The 15,571-nt window shown below is 71.9% G+C and carries 17 protein-coding genes; 12 read left to right on the top strand and 5 right to left on the bottom strand.

Annotation, left to right across the window (positions count from 1 at the left end; translation table 11 throughout):
* Position 1: 1 nt before the first annotated feature.
* On the bottom strand, positions 2 to 469 hold the full coding sequence (locus BLT97_RS13020) for an RDD family protein (protein ID WP_093609409.1): 468 nt from the start codon (positions 467 to 469) through the stop codon (positions 2 to 4).
* Between the two features lie 237 nt (positions 470 to 706).
* Here BLT97_RS13020 and glnA point away from each other — a divergent pair, with 237 nt between their 5' ends.
* From glnA to BLT97_RS12995, 5 genes are all read left to right on the top strand, one after another.
* On the top strand, positions 707 to 2,116 hold the full coding sequence (glnA, locus tag BLT97_RS13015) for a type I glutamate--ammonia ligase (RefSeq protein ID WP_093609407.1): 1,410 nt from the start codon (positions 707 to 709) through the stop codon (positions 2,114 to 2,116).
* Positions 2,117 to 2,334: 218 nt separating this feature from the next.
* Complete coding sequence (locus tag BLT97_RS13010) at positions 2,335 to 3,165, top strand: hypothetical protein (protein WP_093609405.1); 831 nt, start codon at positions 2,335 to 2,337, stop codon at positions 3,163 to 3,165.
* A 28-nt stretch (positions 3,166 to 3,193) separates the two neighbouring features.
* The gene (locus tag BLT97_RS13005; RefSeq protein WP_093609403.1) at positions 3,194 to 3,745 is read left to right on the top strand and encodes a carboxymuconolactone decarboxylase family protein; all 552 of its coding nucleotides are present in this window, start codon (positions 3,194 to 3,196) and stop codon (positions 3,743 to 3,745) included.
* A 99-nt stretch (positions 3,746 to 3,844) separates the two neighbouring features.
* A complete protein-coding gene (locus BLT97_RS13000) occupies positions 3,845 to 5,113 on the top strand; it encodes an MFS transporter (RefSeq protein ID WP_093609401.1) in 1,269 nt (422 codons plus the stop codon).
* Positions 5,114 to 5,271: 158 nt separating this feature from the next.
* Positions 5,272 to 5,715, top strand: coding sequence for a hypothetical protein (locus BLT97_RS12995; protein WP_093609399.1), 444 nt, complete (start codon positions 5,272 to 5,274; stop codon positions 5,713 to 5,715).
* Between the two features lie 34 nt (positions 5,716 to 5,749).
* Here BLT97_RS12995 and BLT97_RS12990 read toward each other — a convergent pair whose 3' ends face one another.
* The 3 genes from BLT97_RS12990 to BLT97_RS12980 form a co-directional block, all read right to left on the bottom strand.
* Entirely contained in the window at positions 5,750 to 6,718 is a 969-nt protein-coding gene (locus BLT97_RS12990) for an asparaginase (RefSeq protein WP_245769299.1), read from the bottom strand.
* On the bottom strand, positions 6,711 to 7,685 hold the full coding sequence (locus BLT97_RS12985) for a fibronectin type III domain-containing protein (protein WP_245769298.1): 975 nt from the start codon (positions 7,683 to 7,685) through the stop codon (positions 6,711 to 6,713). Before BLT97_RS12985 ends, BLT97_RS12990 begins: the two co-directional genes overlap by 8 nt.
* 231 nt (positions 7,686 to 7,916) lie before the next feature.
* Positions 7,917 to 8,204, bottom strand: coding sequence for a hypothetical protein (locus BLT97_RS12980; protein WP_093609397.1), 288 nt, complete (start codon positions 8,202 to 8,204; stop codon positions 7,917 to 7,919).
* Between the two features lie 173 nt (positions 8,205 to 8,377).
* Here BLT97_RS12980 and BLT97_RS12975 point away from each other — a divergent pair, with 173 nt between their 5' ends.
* From BLT97_RS12975 to BLT97_RS12960, 4 genes are all read left to right on the top strand, one after another.
* On the top strand, positions 8,378 to 8,749 hold the full coding sequence (locus BLT97_RS12975; RefSeq protein ID WP_176953750.1) for an arsenate reductase family protein: 372 nt from the start codon (positions 8,378 to 8,380) through the stop codon (positions 8,747 to 8,749).
* Positions 8,750 to 8,913: 164 nt separating this feature from the next.
* On the top strand, positions 8,914 to 9,384 hold the full coding sequence (locus BLT97_RS12970; protein WP_093609395.1) for a hypothetical protein: 471 nt from the start codon (positions 8,914 to 8,916) through the stop codon (positions 9,382 to 9,384).
* Positions 9,385 to 9,404: 20 nt separating this feature from the next.
* Complete coding sequence (locus tag BLT97_RS12965) at positions 9,405 to 9,794, top strand: VOC family protein (protein WP_093609393.1); 390 nt, start codon at positions 9,405 to 9,407, stop codon at positions 9,792 to 9,794.
* Between the two features lie 133 nt (positions 9,795 to 9,927).
* Positions 9,928 to 10,404 carry a carboxymuconolactone decarboxylase family protein gene (locus BLT97_RS12960; protein ID WP_093609391.1) on the top strand — a complete coding sequence of 159 codons (477 nt, stop codon included), beginning with the start codon at positions 9,928 to 9,930 and terminating at the stop codon, positions 10,402 to 10,404.
* A gap of 57 nt (positions 10,405 to 10,461) precedes the next feature.
* Here the strand turns inward: BLT97_RS12960 and BLT97_RS12955 are convergent, their stop codons facing one another.
* Positions 10,462 to 11,379, bottom strand: a complete 918-nt coding sequence (locus tag BLT97_RS12955; RefSeq protein ID WP_245769297.1) for a Gfo/Idh/MocA family protein — start codon at positions 11,377 to 11,379, stop codon at positions 10,462 to 10,464.
* A gap of 8 nt (positions 11,380 to 11,387) precedes the next feature.
* Between BLT97_RS12955 and BLT97_RS12950 the strand changes: the two genes are divergently transcribed.
* The 3 genes from BLT97_RS12950 to glnII all read left to right on the top strand — a co-directional run bounded on the left by BLT97_RS12950 (position 11,388) and on the right by glnII (position 15,452).
* Positions 11,388 to 13,025: a hypothetical protein gene (locus BLT97_RS12950; RefSeq protein ID WP_425442690.1), complete on the top strand. Its 1,638-nt coding sequence runs from the start codon at positions 11,388 to 11,390 to the stop codon at positions 13,023 to 13,025.
* Positions 13,022 to 14,179, top strand: coding sequence for an ARPP-2 domain-containing protein (locus BLT97_RS12945; protein WP_093609387.1), 1,158 nt, complete (start codon positions 13,022 to 13,024; stop codon positions 14,177 to 14,179). The genes BLT97_RS12950 and BLT97_RS12945 overlap by 4 nt, the downstream gene beginning before the upstream one ends.
* Positions 14,180 to 14,420: 241 nt before the next feature.
* Positions 14,421 to 15,452 (top strand): glutamine synthetase, encoded by a 1,032-nt coding sequence (gene glnII, locus BLT97_RS12940; RefSeq protein ID WP_093609385.1) that lies wholly within the window; start codon positions 14,421 to 14,423, stop codon positions 15,450 to 15,452.
* Positions 15,453 to 15,571: the final 119 nt, after the last annotated feature.

The raw sequence follows: 15,571 nt of genomic DNA, 5'->3' as shown, positions 1-15,571 counted from the left end.
ATCAGATCCGCACCTGGACCGCGCGCGCCAGGCGGTCGTGCAGGCCGCGGCCGTCGCGGTCCCAGATGAGGGCCGGGATCGCGAGGCAGAGCAGGACGCTGCGGACGATCACGCGGCCGATGCCGAGGCGGTTGCCGTCGTCGGCGAGGACCCGCAGGCCGAGGATGCGCTTGCCCGGCGTGGAGCCGATCGTGCCCACCGTCAGGATGCTCATGACGAGCAGGACGAGCACCGCCCAGTTGCCGGCCGCCTGGAGGTCACGGTCAGCGAGCAGACCGTATGCGATCAGCAGGCACAGGGCCCAGTCGATGAAGAGGGCCGCGATCCGGCGGCCGGGGCGCGCGATCGAGCCCGGTCCGTGCTCGGGCAGGCCCAGCTGCTCGCCGCGGTACCCGAAGTCGACACCCATGTCCTCGGCCGTCTGGCGAGGGCCGGAGAGCCACGATCCGATTGCTTGCCTGTTGTCCACGGGTCCACGGTACTGCGCCCCGTTTCGTACGGGACCCGGCGGGTGCCCGCTGGTCCGGGCCTTCACGGCGGGTGAGACGGCCGTCACCCCTGCGCCGGTTAACTTGGGCGAAACAAATGGGTCATGCTTGAGAAATCCCCCGTCCTTATGGTCGGGTCCAGCGTGGGCCACCGCACTGGCCGCACCACGAGCGAGACAGCCCCGGCTCCACCCCGGACCGGGAGTAGGAGGAGCTGGATGTTCCAGAACGCCGACGACGCCAAGAAGTTCATCGCAGACGAGGACGTGAAGTTCATCGACGTCCGTTTCTGCGACCTGCCGGGTGTGATGCAGCACTTCACGGTGCCCGCGGCGGCGTTCGACCCGGACGAGGAGCTGGCCTTCGACGGTTCGTCGATCCGCGGCTTCCAGGCGATCCACGAGTCCGACATGGCGCTGCGCGCGGACCTCACGACGGCCCGGGTCGACCCCTTCCGCCGCGACAAGACGCTGAACATCAACTTCTTCATCCACGACCCGATCACGGGCGAGCAGTACTCCCGCGACCCGCGCAACGTGGCGAAGAAGGCCGAGGCCTACCTCGCCTCCACCGGTATCGCCGACACCGCGTACTTCGGCCCCGAGGCCGAGTTCTACGTGTTCGACTCGGTGCGCTTCGAGACCTCCGCCAACAAGTCGATCTACGAGATCGACTCCGAGGCGGGCGCCTGGAACACCGGCGCGGTCGAGAACAACCGCGGCTACAAGGTCCGTTACAAGGGCGGCTACTTCCCGGCCCCGCCGGTCGACCACTTCGCCGACCTGCGCGCCGAGATCTCCCTGGAGCTGGACCGCCAGGGCCTCCAGGTCGAGCGCCAGCACCACGAGGTGGGCACCGCCGGCCAGGCCGAGATCAACTACAAGTTCAACACGCTGCTCGCCGCGGCCGACGACCTGATGCTCTTCAAGTACATCGTGAAGAACGTCGCGTGGCAGAACGGCAAGACCGCGACCTTCATGCCGAAGCCGATCTTCGGTGACAACGGCTCGGGCATGCACGTCCACCAGTCGCTGTGGCAGGGCGGCCAGCCGCTCTTCTACGACGAGGCCGGTTACGCGGGTCTGTCGGACACCGCCCGCTACTACATCGGCGGCATCCTGAAGCACGCCCCGTCGCTGCTCGCCTTCACGAACCCGACGGTGAACTCGTACCACCGCCTGGTCCCCGGCTTCGAGGCCCCGGTCAACCTGGTCTACTCGCAGCGCAACCGCTCCGCGGCCATGCGTATCCCGATCACGGGCTCGAACCCGAAGGCCAAGCGCGTCGAGTTCCGCGCGCCGGACCCGTCCTCGAACCCGTACCTCGCGTTCTCGGCGTTGCTGCTCGCGGGCCTCGACGGCGTGAAGAACAAGATCGAGCCGGCCGAGCCGATCGACAAGGACCTCTACGAGCTCGCTCCCGAGGAGCACGCGGGCGTCCCGCAGGTCCCGACCTCGCTGCCGGCCGTCCTCGACGCGCTCGAGGAGGACAACGAGTACCTCCAGGCCGGCGGTGTCTTCACCTCCGACCTGATCGAGACGTGGATCGACTACAAGCGCACGAACGAGATCGCGCCGATCCAGCTGCGTCCGCACCCGCACGAGTTCGAGCTGTACTTCGACCTCTAAGCCGTCGTAGTGCGCCATAGGGCGTCGTAGTACCCCGCGGTACCGCTGAGGGCCGCTTCCCTGACATCAGGGAAGCGGCCCTCTTTGCGTTGGGCCGTGTTCCGCGTTTCGAGATTTCTCCGAGGAGCGCTCGCCATATACCCCCCAGGGGTATATGGTTCTGATCGTCGGACCGCACGGGACGGCATCGGGAAACGGATCGCACCTCAGGAGATGTCATGAGCAACAACCACGCCGCTCACAGCGACCACGCCGCGCACGGCGGTGGACAGCCCGGTGGGCTCTCGGTCTCGCAGGACGGGTACACCCTCGAGTTGGACACCACGGTCTTCGAGGCCGGGGTGCAGTCGGTCGGCTTCCGGGTGGTGGGGCCCGACGGGCAGCCCGTCACCGCGTACAAGGCCGAGCACGAGAAGGAGCTGCACTTCATCGCCGTACGGCGGGACACGGCCGGGTTCCAGCACGTGCACCCGGTGCGGGACGGGAAGGGGACCTGGAGCGTCGAGCTCGACCTGACGCCCGGGGACTGGCGGTTCTTCGCCGACGTCCACCCGGTCGGTCACGACGGGACGATGACGCTCGGGATCGACGCGGCGGTGGCCGGTGCGTACGAGCCGCAGCCGCTGCCCGAGGCCACCGGGAGCGCGCGGACCGGCGCGTACACCGTGACGCTCGACGGTGCGCTGCGGGCCGGTCAGGCGAGCGAGCTGACCCTCACCGTCAGCCGGGACGGCCGGCCCGTCACCGACCTCGAGCCCTACCTGGCCGCGTACGGGCACCTGGTCGCCCTGCGCGTCGGGGACCTCGGCTACCTCCACGTGCACCCGGAGGGCGAGCCCGGTGACGGGGTCACCGCGCCCGGCCCCGAGATCTCCTTCATGGCGGTGGCGCCCACGGCCGGTACGTACCGCCTGTTCCTGGACTTCCAGCACGAAGGGGTCGTGCGGACGGCCGAGTTCACGGTACGGACCGCCGAAGCCGCCCTCGCGGACGGGCACGGCGGGCACGAGGGGCACCACGCCCACCATGCGCACCACGCCCACCACTGACCGGTCACCACGGAAGGAAGGAGGCGTCATGCCCCGCATGAACCGCCTCACGCCCGACACCGCCGTCGGCGCCTCGCGCGAGCTGCTCGGGGAGCTGGTCGCCCGGCACGGGCACGTCGGCGACATGGTCGCGACGATGGCGCACTCGCCGGCCGTCCTCGGCGGCTACCTCCAGCTCAGCCGGGCCATGGGCCGCGCCAAGCTCGACCGCCGGATCAGCGAGCGGATCTCCATCGCCGTCCAGGCCCAGCAGGGCTGCGGCCTCTGCCTCGACGCGCACGTCGGCGCCGCCCGCGCCCTAGGGATCGACGAGGAGGAGATCGAGCGGGCCCACCTGGGCACCTCGCAGGATCCGGCCGTGGCCGCGCTGATCGCCCTCGGACTCCAGGTCTACCGCGAGCCCGCCTCGATCACCGACGACCAGATCGCCGCCCTGCGCGCGTACGGCTACAGCGACCGCGCGATCGCCGACGTGGTCGGTGTCGTCTCCCTCAACATCCTCACCGGCGCGTTCAACCTCCTCGCCGGCCTCACCCCGGACGGCCACCCCGATACCCACAGCCGCCCGACAAGGACGTGACGCCGATGCGTGGCAACGACTCCCCCGTCTGCTGTCAGCGCGGGGCACGGCCTCCGCCCCGGGGCCGTGCCCCGCCGCATGAACCCGAAGGAACCCGTCATGCGACTCTTCGCCCTCCGCGACTACCGCCTCCTCTTCGGCGCCCAGGTCATCGCCCTGTTCGGCACCGGCCTGACCACCGTGGCCCTCGGTCTGCTCGCCTACGACCTCGCGGGTCCGAGCGCCGGCATGGTCCTCGGCACCGCCCTCACCATCAAGATGGTCATGTACGTGGTCATCGCCCCGCTGACCGCCGCGTACATCGACCGGCTGCCGCGCCAGACCTTCCTCGTCCTGCTCGACGTGGTCCGCGGTCTGGTGGTCCTGGCGCTTCCGTTCGTCAGCGAGGTCTGGCACATCTACGTGCTGATCGGTCTGCTCCAGGCGGCGTCCGCCGCGTTCACGCCGACGTTCCAGGCCGTCATCCCCGACATCGTCACCGACGAGGCCGCGTACACCCGGGCCCTGTCCGCCTCCCAGGTCGCCTCCACCATGGAGAGCCTGCTCAGCCCCGTGCTCGCCGCCGTCGCGCTGGCTTTCATGAGCTTCGACCGGCTGTTCCTCGGCACCTCCGCCGGGTTCATCGGCTCCGGGCTTCTCGTCCTCGCCGCCCGTGTCCCGAACGCCCGCCCCAGCGCCCACACCAAGGCCTGGGACAAGGCGGCCGCAGGGATCAGGACCTTCCTCACCACGCCCCGGCTGCGCGGGGTCATGGCGCTCAACCTCGTGGTCGCGGCGGCCGGTTCGATCGTCGTGGTGAGCACCGTCAACTACGTACGGGACGAACTCGGCGGCTCGCAGGCGGGCGTGGCCTGGATGCTCGCCGCCTCCGGCACCGGCACCCTCGTCGCCGCCCTCGCACTCCCCCGCGTCCTCGACCGGGTCGCCGCCCGCACCGTGATGCTGACCGGCGCAGGAGTGCTCGTCGCGGGCACGTCCGCCGCGGTGACGCTGGTGGCGGCCGGGCTCGCGAACTGGGCCGCGACTGCCGCCGTCTGGACGGTGATCGGCATCGGCATGGCGCTGATCATCACGCCGACCGGCAAGGTGCTGCGCGCCTCCGTGGCGCGGAACGCGATCCCCGAGGCGTTCGCCGCCCAGTTCTCGCTCTCGCACCTGGCCTGGCTGGTCACGTATCCGATCGCGGGCGCGCTCGGCACGAGCGCCGGTTTCACGGTGGCCTGGTCCGTGCTCGCGGTCCTGGCCGGGGCGGGCGCGGCCGGTGCCTTCCTGCTGTGGCCGCGGCGCGAGGACACGGGCGGCGCGGCCGGCACCCCCGTATGGCACCTGTCCCGCAAGGACCGGTCCGCCCTCTCGAAGGCCGCCTGAAGCGACATCTCCTTGTGGTCCCCGCTGCCGCCGGGCAGCGGGGGCCCGTGGCGTCCGGCAGCGGGGACCTGTGGCTTCCGGCAGCGGGAACCTGTGGCGTCCGGCCCGGAGCCGCCCGTGATTTCCCGGCCGGAAGGCGCCCGTGATTTCCTGGGCGCATGTCTACGTCTGCCCTCGACGACGCCTCCGAGGAACTCCTCGCCCTGGCCTTCGCGGCCCTCGACCACGCGACCGGTTCCCTCCAGGAGACCAAGGGCCAGCAGCTCACGACCTTCGTCCTGCTCGACTACGCGGACGGACGCAAGCTGGTGCGCTGCCGGGCGGACACGTTCGAGCGCGAGACCGAGATCGCCCGGGAGCAGCTGCGCGCGGCCGGACCGGACTGCCTCCGCTACGCCCTGGCGCACGACGGCTACTTCACCGTGGACCAGGAGCGCCACGACGCGGTGATCGTGCAGGCCTGGGAGAACGACGGGACCCCCGGCCTCCAGTTCGCCCAGCGCTACGCCACCCGCCGCCGCAAACTGCGCCTCACCTGCGAGACGGTGGGCCACCCGGCGTTCGCGGGCGAGGTCGAGGCGCTGGAGCCCGCGGACGCCTGACCACGCCGGACACCTGGGCTCCCCTTGCCCCTGCCTAGCCCCGCCGCGCGAACTCCTCCGCGATCCGAGCCCGGTCCGCCCCGTCCCACAGCAGCAGCCGCAGCAGGATCCGGGCCTTGTACGGGTCCAGGAAGCCGCCGTTGACCAGCCCGCGGGCGAGCAGGTCGGACTCGGAGCCCGGGGAGCCGTACGTGGCGGTGAGCACCGAACCCCCGCCGGTGCGGGAGGTCAGGACGACTGGGATACGGGTGGCCAACTCGCCCAGGACCGGGGCGAGTTGCGCCGCCACATGGCCGACCCCGTAGGCCGCCACGATCAGTCCCTGGTACGTGTCCGCGAGGCCCGGCAGCAGCGGGGCGTCTTCGTCGAGGGTGACCGTGTGCAGTGCGACGCGGGCCTCGCCCGGTGTCGCGGGCAGGGCGGGCAGCCGGGGCGGGCGGGCCAGGACGCGGACCCGGCCCTCGACCACATGGCCGAGCGGGCCCGTGTCCGGCGAGGCGAAGGTGGCCGTGCTGGTGGCGTGGGTCTTGCGGACCCGGCGCGCGGCGTGGATCTCGTCGTTGAACACCAGGAGCGCGCCGAGCTCCCGCGCCTCCGGCGACGCCGCCACCTGCACGGCGGCCAGGAGGTTGGCCGGGCCGTCCGCGCCGGGCAGCGTGGGGTTGCGCATCGCGCCGGTCAGGACGAGCGGCTGCGGGTGCGGCCAGATCAGGTCGAAGAGGTAGGCGGTCTCCTCCAGGGTGTCCGTGCCCTGGGTGACCACCACGCCGGCCGCACCGGCCTTCACGGCCTGAGCGGCCTCCTCGGCCACGGCGAAGAGCTGGGCGAAGGTGAGGTTGGAGCTGGGGACCGCGTGCGCGTCGCGGACGTCGAGGGCGTACTCCTTCAACGCCGGTACGGCGGCGGTCAGTTCGGCCCCGGACAGGCGCGGGACCACGCCCTCGACGGGACGGCCGGACATCGCGATGGTGCCGCCGAGGGTCAGCAGCGCGATCTCATCCACCGGTGGTCACCGTCCGTTCCTCGGAGAACGCGCCCCAGGTGCCGTCGGGCAGCTTCGCGCGGAGCTTCACACGGTACGTCTGCGCCTCGTCGCGCGTGATGAAGAAGCTGTGCCGCGCGCGCCCGGCCGGCGCCGCGCCGCCCCATTGCAGCGTGGTGGCCTGGCGGCCGTTGAGATGGATCTCGTACTCGGCCACGTCGCCGCCGGTCTTCGGCGCGTCCCAGGACAGGTCGAGGTAGTACGCGCCGTCGTCCTCGTGCGTGGTGACCTTGAAGCCGCCGGGCGCGGTGTCCTCGTGCCCGCCCTCGCCCGCGGCGGTGGTGAGCTGCACCGCCTCGCTGTCCGGCGAGGAGTTGTCGGCCGCGTCGCGCGCCTTGACCGTGAAGGTGTACGCGGTGCCGGGGCGCAGGCCCGTGACCAGGGCGGTGGTGCTGCGCCCGGCCACGCTGTGGATCCGCGAACCGGCCTGGTAGATGTCGTACGAGGTGACGGCCTCGTTGTCGGTGGCCGCACCCCACGACAGGGTGGCGGCGCGCGCACCCGACGGGCGGACCTTCACCTTCCGCGGTGCGGTGGGCGGTTCGGAGTCCTTCGGAGCGGGCGGGCGCATGGTCACCGGGACCTTGAGGCTGTGCGGCGACCGGTTCCCGGCGGCGTCCAGCGCGCGGACGGAGAAGGTGTACGTGCGCTGCGGGGTCAGCTGCGCGATGTCGACCATGTACGTGGCGGCGGGGAGCGTCTTGACCCGCTTGCCGTCGCGGTAGACCTCGTAGCGGTGGACGCCGGTGTCGTCGGTCGACTTGTTCCACATCACGTGCACCGAAGTGGCGCTGCCCGCATGGACGGTGAGGCCGCGCGGGGCGGTGGGCGGCCGGTCGTCGCGCGCCTCGGCCTCACCTCCGCAGCCGGCGAGCGTGGCGGCGAGGAGGAGCAGGGCGGCGGCCGTCAGTGTGGGGGTGCGGCGCACGGGGGTGCCTTCCGGTCTGCGGGTGCGTGGCGGCGTACGGACTCTCGATTGGTCTGGACAACAACGGGGGAACACCGTTGTGACACAAGGGCCGGGTGCACTTCAAGAGGGCCGACGCCGGCCGCACACGTTCCGGCCGGAAAAGCACCGGGCCGAAGACCGCCTGCGCCCGGACGCACAACTGCCGGGCGGGACCGAGGAGTTCGGTCCCGCCCGGCAGGGAGCGCACGGTCAGCGGGTGTAGCGCATCAGCGCCCGCACCATGTGACAGGTGGTCTCGGACGGCGGGTGGATGCCGACGAGGTCCGCGGTGCTGCGGATGCGCCGGTTGTCCGCCTGCTCGGGCCGGTACACACCCGAGTCGAGCAGGGCTATCGCGAGGCGCATGGCCTTGAGCCGGCGGTTGTGCGAGATGTACCACTCCCGCGGACGGCCCGCGGGCAGCGGCCTCTTGGCGAACGGTACGTAGGGGACATCGATCGGCAGCGTCGTCTGAGCCTGGAGCGCGGCAGGGACCATAAGCAACCTCCTGGGGTGGTCGGGGAGTCATGAGGCGCCGGCCTGCACCCGGCACACACCTCACGGCCCAATCTCGAACACTGCTTCTATTCTACTGCCGGGCACTGACAAAAGCCCCTGGCCACAGGGGTCTTGAAGCCGATCGGAGCAACGGGCGCAGTACGCTGCCGGGCATGGAGATCTGGATCAATCCCGCCTGTTCCAAGTGCCGCAGCGCCCTCTCGGTGCTCGACGCGGAGGGCGCCGAGTACACCGTGCGCCGCTACCTGGAGGACGTGCCCAGCGAGGCCGAGATCCGGGACGTCCTGAAGCGGCTCGGCCTCGAGCCGTGGGACATCGCGCGCACCCAGGAGCCCGTCGCCAAGGAGCTGAACCTCAAGGACCGCGAGGCCTGGCCGCGGGACGCGAGCGGCCGCGCCCGCTGGATCAAGGCGCTGGCCGAGCACCCGAAGCTGATCCAGCGGCCGATCATCACGGCGCAGGACGGCAGCGCGGTGGTGGCCCGCTCGGAGGAGGCGGTGCGGGAGGCGCTCGGGCGGTCCTGACCGCCGCACAGGGTGCCGCGCGGCTGCTCTCGTCCTTTCGGCCAGGGTCCCGCCAGGGCGAATGGTCCCTGAGCGGGAGCCGGAAGGCCCCATCGGCTCCGTACCGTTGACCGCTCCCCCGCCGGGAGGTCCGGGGAGACGGGACGGACCGGAGGGAGCACCCGATGAGGAACTGGATGTTCGGCGGTGTCTACGGCACCGTCCTGGCGAGCGCCCTGCTCGCGGCCCTGCAGAGCGGCGGGGGCACGTACACGCCGTACTCGGACGCGGCCTGGGTGATGGTGACGGCCGGCACGGCGGCCCTCGCCCATGGCTACGCGCACCACATGTCCACGCACACCGAGGGCTCGGGCAGTCACCGCTGGCGGCAGCTCGTACGCACCCTCGCCGACGAGTGGCCTGTCGTGGTGGCCTGTCTGCCGACGGTGGCGCTGCTCGTCGGGGCGGGCGCGGCGCGGTGGCCGGAGAGCGACGTGACCGCCCTCGGCCTGGCCCTGAACGCCGCGCTGCTGTTCGGATGGGGTACGTTCGCCGCCAAGCGCGTGGGCTACCGCAAGCGGTCCGCGCTGGCCATCGGCGGTGCGGACGCCACGATAGGGCTGCTGATCGCGGGGGCCAACGCGCTGATCAAATAGGCGAGTTGAAAGGCACCCGTGTGATCGGCACCTTGCAGTGCACCGTGCTCGACTGTTCCGAACCCCGCGCCCTGGCCGCGTTCTACGCCGCGCTGCTCGGCGGGGACGTGGACCGGCCCGACCCGCGCTGGGCCACGGGTGCGGACTGGTCCACGCTGCATCTGCCCGGCGGCGCGGTGCTGTGCTTCCAGCGGGTCGCGGACCACCGGCCGCCGCGCTGGCCCGACCCCGCGCACCCGGCGCAGTTCCACCTCGACATCGGCGTCGAGGACCTGGACGCGGCCGAGCGGGCGCTGCTCGCGGCGGGCGGCCGGCTCCTGAGCGCCGGTGACGGCCGGCAGCCCTGGCGGGTGTACGCCGATCCGGCGGGGCACCCGCTGTGCCTGGTGCGGGAGAAGCCGGAGGCCTGAGCGCGGCCGGGGCGGAGCGCGGACCGGAGTGTGGGGCGGGTCACACCGTACGGCGGCACGGGCCGTGTCACAGCCGGGCGGGCTGTGCCGTCACAGGGGTGTACCCACCGGAACACGGACCGAGGAGCACCCGATGGAACCCCGTCTCAACTTCTTCCAGAACGCGGTCGTCGGCCAGAGCATCAAGCACATGATCGCCACGAACAAGGTGATCGCCGAGTCGGGCCTGTCCCCCGTGACCCGCGAGCTGGCGGTGCTGCGGGCCAGCCAGATCAACGGCTGCGCGGGCTGCATCGACATGCACACCAAGGACGCCGAGGCGGCCGGCGAGAGCTCGGTGCGGCTGCACCTGGTGGCGGCCTGGCGCGAGGCCACGGTGTTCACCGACGCCGAGCGCGCGGCGCTCGAGCTGTCCGAGGAGATGACCCGGATCGCGGACGCGGCGACGGGCGTGAGCGACGAGGTCTGGCAGAACGCGGCCAAGCACTTCGAGGAGAACGAGCTCGGCGCCCTGGTGATGAGCATCGCGCTCATCAACGCCTTCAACCGGATGAACGTCGCGACCCGCCAGCCCGCCGGGAACTACCAGCCCGGCCAGTACGCCCACTGACCGGGCTCGCGTCCCGGGCCGCTACCGGGCGAGTGCCTGCTACCGGGTGAGTGCCCGCTACCGGGTGAGCGCCTGCTCGGCCTGCGCGAGGATCTCCGTCACGCGCAGGCCGAGCCGCACGTCGCACGGGTGCGGGACCCCGGTCCGTACGGCTTCGAGCAGCGCGTCGATCGCCGTCCCGTACGAGGCCACCGGACCCTCCCCCCAGACCGCGGGCAGCTCGGCGATCCCCTGGGCGCCGCGGAACTCGGCCGTGACGCCGCTCGCCTTCTCGGGCGCGGTCAGGCTCAGCGCCGTACTGCTGGAGGCGCCCGAGGCGTGCCGCAGCAGGACGTGGACCGTGTCCAACGGGCCGCGCAGCGCCGTCACTTCGGTGACGTCACCGAGCACCGGCAGCAGCACGGACAGGGCGTGCGGGCCCACGTCCCACAGGGCGCCGCGCTCACGGCGCCAGGGCGAGTCGGCGTACGGGCTCTTGTTGTCGGGCGCGTAGATCGAGCCGATCCAGTCGGCCCGGCCGCTGAACCAGCCCTCCACGGCGGCCTGTTCCTCGATCCAGGGCGCGGCCGCCGCCGAGAAGCGGAGCGTGAAGAAGACCACGGAGGCCACGCCGGCGGCGGTGTCGGCCAGTTCGCGGGCGCTCTCGACGGTGGTGGCCACGGGCTTGTCGAGCAGCAGGTGCCGCCCCGCCCGCGCGGCCTTGACGGCGAGCGGTGCCTGGATGTCCGGCGGCAGCGCCACGGCGATCGCGTCCACGTCGGCGATCAGGGCGTCCACTTCCTCGTACGCCTGGCTGCCCAGCTCCTTGGCGAGCTCGGCGGCCGCCTCGGGCCGGCGGCCCCAGACTCCGGTGAGCGTCACGCCGGGATGGGCGGCGAGGGCGGGGCCGTGCACGCGGGCCGCCCAGGGCCCGGTGCCGAGGAGGCCTACGCGCAGGGGCGCGGTGCTGGGGTTCTCAGACGTCGTAGAGGTCACGGAAAACCATGATGGGGCACGGCGGCCTCGATGTTACGTTCGAGGGGCCGGCCGCGGGACTCCGGTGCGACTTCCGACTCTTGCCTGTACAGCAATGCATTCGCTGTTCGCCCCCTCATTCCCCGGCCGGCCTGTGCTTCACAAGGCCGGTCTCTGCTTCTCAGGCCGGCCCCACTTCTCACGGCCGGCCTCGGTACGCGGACGGCCGTTCCGGCCACGGGGATGTCATGGAGACGTACGCAGATCTGGTCGCCGCCGAGGACGTGCTCCTCTTCGTCAACGCGGCGATCACCTCCACCGCGCAGCGCGAGTTCCGTTCGGACGCGCACGAGCAGCGGATGTCCCTGGACTTCCTGCACGAATACGTGCGGGTCAACTACCGCGAGTTGTACGCCGCGACCCTCGCCCTCGACATCAACGACCACAATGCGGCGCGGATCATCCAGCGGCTCCTGGTCACGGCGGGCGAGGCGGACCCCGGGCAGAAGCGCGCCGAGGGGCGGCTCATCGCGGCCCGGCTCGCGGTCCTGCCGCCGCAGCGCGTGTACAGGATCTTCGCGGAGCTGCGCCGCGCCAAGGTCAACAACCGGCGGACGCGGGCGATCGTGCGGGACTGGCTGGCCGGCCGCCGCGATCCGGCCTTCGACGCGGTCAAGTACCGCGCCGGCCTCAAGACCGCCGTCCGGCATGCGCATCTGCCGGTGGCCGACGAGCTGGGCGACTTCCTGTTCGCGCCGCGGGCCCGTACGCGCTACACCCACGCGCTCCTTGAGACCCGCCGGCGTGCCCGGTACGAGCAGGGTGCGTTGTACGAGCTGCCGTACACCGTCGCCGAGGGCTTCGCCGCGCGGCACGGGATCCCGCGGGCGGTGTTCCTGGAGCGGATCGCGCCGCGGATGACGCGCCTCGAACAGCTGCGGCTCCAGGAGTCCGCGCGCACGCACAAGGCGGCCGTGGACACCGATCTCACGCGGATGCCGCTGACCCGGCTCGCTTCGTACGTGCTCTCCCTGGACCTCGATGTGCGCGCCGGGCGGCGGGCCGAGCTCACCGGGGCGCTGCGGGCCGCCGCACGCCGGATCGCGGGCCCGTACGCGGGGACGTGGGGACGGGTGGCGGCCGTGCTCGACGACAGCTTCTCGGCGTACGGGTCCGGGCAGAAGCGGCGCCGGCCGCTCGCGGTGGCGCTCGCCTGCCACTTCCTGCTCGCCGAACTGGCCGGTTCCTACGTGCCGTTGTGGACCTCGGGCCGCGCGGACGCGCTGCTCGTGCACCCGTACGGGCACACCCCGCTCGGGATGCGGATCCTGGACGCGCTCGACCACGCCCCCGAGCGGCTGGTGATCGTCTCGGACGGCTGGGACAACGCGCCGCCGGGGCTCGCGGGCGAGGTGCTGCGGGTCTGGCGCACCCGGCTCGATCCGCAGCGCCGCACCCATGTGGTGCACCTGAACCCCGTATACGACGCGGACTCCTTCGACGTACGGCGGCTCGCGCCGAGCGTGCCGACGGCCGGGGTGCGCGACGCCGGGGACCTGCCCGCGCTGGTGGAGCTGGCGCAGTTCGCGGAGGGGCGGACGGGGCTGGCCGAGCTGCGCGCGTATCTGGACGAGAAGGTCAAGATCTTTACGGGGAACGCGACATGACCGAGCTGGACTTCACGGGGCTGGTCACGAAGCCCTCGCAGGTGTGGGGCGGCATCCGGCTCGTGCCGCTGGTGCGTGAGACTCCGATCGAGGACCTGCGGCTGCGCCGCGAGCTGTTCCGCGACGCGCTGCTCGCGGTGGAGGCCGGCGACGGCACCACGTACTCCTCGTACATCCCGCACGGCATGGTCGCCGACTGGGCGCGGGACGGCTCGTGGCGCGCGGCGTACGGGACGCAGCTGTGCGACAGCTACGACGACCTGTACGACGACCACGACATGCCTCTGGAGAGCGTCCCGATGCACCGGCTCGTGCAGCGCGCCGGATCCCAGCGGGTGCGCTTCCTGCCGCTGCACCTCGCCCTCGACGGCTATCTCGCGCTGCACTTCGGCGGCCCGTCCGTGCTGTGGGACGAGTGGTCGAAGCGGGCGCTGCGCCGCGGGCTCTCGCCGCGTGCGGAGCGGGCGTACGCGGGCAGCGAGATCCCCGAACTCGCCGATGCGCTGCGGGTGTTCGAGATCCATCCCGGTCAGTGCGGGATGCTCCTGTACGCGGCCGACGCGCTGGCGGCGGCCTTCGTCGTGCCGCACCCCGACGACTACCGGGCCCTGCACGCGACCCTGCTCACCGACCTGTACGGGGAGCTGGTGTACCAGCACGCGTACTACGGGGCGGGCGTGCCCGAGTTCACCGCGCGGATCGAGGACACCGCCGAGATCGGCTCGCTCGCCGACCTGCGGGCGGCCGCCCGGGCGCAGGAGCGGGCGTGGGCGCGCGAGCACGACACGGTGATGGCGAGCGGACTGCTCGACGAGCGGTACGCGTTCCAGGAGCTGCGCCGGATGGGCCGCTACCGCCTGACGCGCTTCCTGCCGCCCTTCGAGCGGCAGCGCGAGCAGCACATCGGGGAGGCGATCTGCGATCTGAAGGGGCGGGTCGCGTATCTGAAGACGATCCGGCTCAGCGAGGCGCAGGTGCGGCGCGGGCATCTCCTCGTCCAGCTGGCCCGCCACGACTGGAACCTGGAGGACACCGCGGCCGCGCTCGGCGCCACCCCGGTCGAGCTGGTCCGCCGGATCCGCTCGGCCGGCTTCGACGGGCTGCTGAAGCGGCAGGTGGTGGAGTCGGCGCAGCGGGGGCGGTGGGACGGGTGAGCCGCCGCGCGGAGCGCCTCCGGACCGGGTGAGCCGCCGCGCGGACCGCCTCCGGGACGGCTGAGCCCCCGCGCGGACCGCCTCCGGGACGGCTGAGCACGCGCGCGAAACGTGCGTAACACGGGGTTCACAGACGGGCAACGGTCGGGAAATCGCCGGTTGACAGGCTGCCGCTACAGCGCGGGGCCAGCGTCGCTCCCCACGCCCCACCCGCATGCAACGCCCGTAAAGGATGGCGCCCGTGACCTTCAAGGCTGAGTACATCTGGATCGACGGCACCGCGCCGACGGCGAAGCTGCGCTCGAAGACGAAGATACTGACCACCCCCGTCTCCGGCGTCGCGGAGCTGCCGATCTGGGGCTTCGACGGCTCCAGCACCAACCAGGCCGAGGGCCACGCCTCCGACTGTGTGCTCAAGCCCGTGTTCTCCTGCCCGGACCCGATCCGCGGCGGCGACGACATCCTGGTCCTGTGCGAGGTCCTCAACACGGACATGACGCCGCACGTCTCCAACACCCGTGCGCAGCTCACCGAGGTGGCCGAGAAGTTCGCCGCGCAGGAGCCGATCTTCGGCATCGAGCAGGAGTACACCTTCTTCGAGGGCGACCGTCCGCTCGGCTTCCCGGCCGGCGGCTTCCCGGCTCCGCAGGGCGGCTACTACTGCGGTGTCGGCGCGGACGAGATCCACGGCCGCGACATCGTCGAGGCCCACCTGGAGAACTGCCTGAAGGCCGGTCTCGGCATCTCCGGCATCAACGCCGAGGTCATGCCCGGCCAGTGGGAGTTCCAGGTCGGCCCGCTCGCCCCGCTCGAGGTCGCCGACCAGCTGTGGGTGGCGCGCTGGCTGCTCTACCGCACCGCCGAGGACTTCAACGTCTCCGCGACCCTCGACCCGAAGCCGGTCAAGGGCGACTGGAACGGTGCGGGCGCGCACACCAACTTCTCCACGAAGGCGATGCGCGAGGGGTACGACGCGATCATCACCGCGTGCGAGGCGCTCGGCGAGGGCTCGAAGCCGATGGACCACGTGAAGAACTACGGCGCGGGCATCGACGACCGCCTGACCGGTCTGCACGAGACCGCCCCGTGGAACGAGTACAGCTACGGCGTCTCGAACCGCGGCGCCTCGGTCCGTATCCCGTGGCAGGTCGAGAAGGACGGCAAGGGCTACATCGAGGACCGCCGGCCGAACGCCAACGTCGACCCGTACGTGGTGACCCGCCTCATCGTGGACACCTGCTGCACCGGTCTGGAGAAGGCCGGGCAGGTCTGAGTCCGGCTCACGGCTCACTCGCCGGGCAGGGGCGCTCACCGTACGCGGTGGGCGCCCTTCGCCGTATCCGGACGGCACCCCTGTCCGTATCCGACGGCACCCCTCGCCGTATCCGGATG

It is taken from the genome of Streptomyces indicus (assembly GCF_900100315.1).
GTDB classification, from domain to species: domain Bacteria; phylum Actinomycetota; class Actinomycetes; order Streptomycetales; family Streptomycetaceae; genus Streptomyces; species Streptomyces indicus.
The sequence above is the reverse complement of the archived record's forward strand: the minus strand, read 5'-3'. Positions and strand labels throughout refer to the sequence as shown.

Excerpts from the sequence above, each read along its gene's own strand:
- glnA (WP_093609407.1), top strand. The coding sequence starts at position 707 with ATGTTCCAGAACGCCGACGACGCCAAGAAGTTCATCGCAGACGAGGAC.
- BLT97_RS13010 (WP_093609405.1), top strand. The coding sequence starts at position 2,335 with ATGAGCAACAACCACGCCGCTCACAGCGACCACGCCGCGCACGGCGGT.
- BLT97_RS13005 (WP_093609403.1), top strand. The coding sequence starts at position 3,194 with ATGCCCCGCATGAACCGCCTCACGCCCGACACCGCCGTCGGCGCCTCG.
- BLT97_RS13000 (WP_093609401.1), top strand. The coding sequence starts at position 3,845 with ATGCGACTCTTCGCCCTCCGCGACTACCGCCTCCTCTTCGGCGCCCAG.
- BLT97_RS12995 (WP_093609399.1), top strand. The coding sequence starts at position 5,272 with ATGTCTACGTCTGCCCTCGACGACGCCTCCGAGGAACTCCTCGCCCTG.
- BLT97_RS12980 (WP_093609397.1), bottom strand. The coding sequence starts at position 8,204 with ATGGTCCCTGCCGCGCTCCAGGCTCAGACGACGCTGCCGATCGATGTC.
- BLT97_RS12975 (WP_176953750.1), top strand. The coding sequence starts at position 8,378 with ATGGAGATCTGGATCAATCCCGCCTGTTCCAAGTGCCGCAGCGCCCTC.
- BLT97_RS12970 (WP_093609395.1), top strand. The coding sequence starts at position 8,914 with ATGAGGAACTGGATGTTCGGCGGTGTCTACGGCACCGTCCTGGCGAGC.
- BLT97_RS12960 (WP_093609391.1), top strand. The coding sequence starts at position 9,928 with ATGGAACCCCGTCTCAACTTCTTCCAGAACGCGGTCGTCGGCCAGAGC.
- BLT97_RS12950 (WP_425442690.1), top strand. The coding sequence starts at position 11,388 with ATGATGGGGCACGGCGGCCTCGATGTTACGTTCGAGGGGCCGGCCGCG.
- BLT97_RS12945 (WP_093609387.1), top strand. The coding sequence starts at position 13,022 with ATGACCGAGCTGGACTTCACGGGGCTGGTCACGAAGCCCTCGCAGGTG.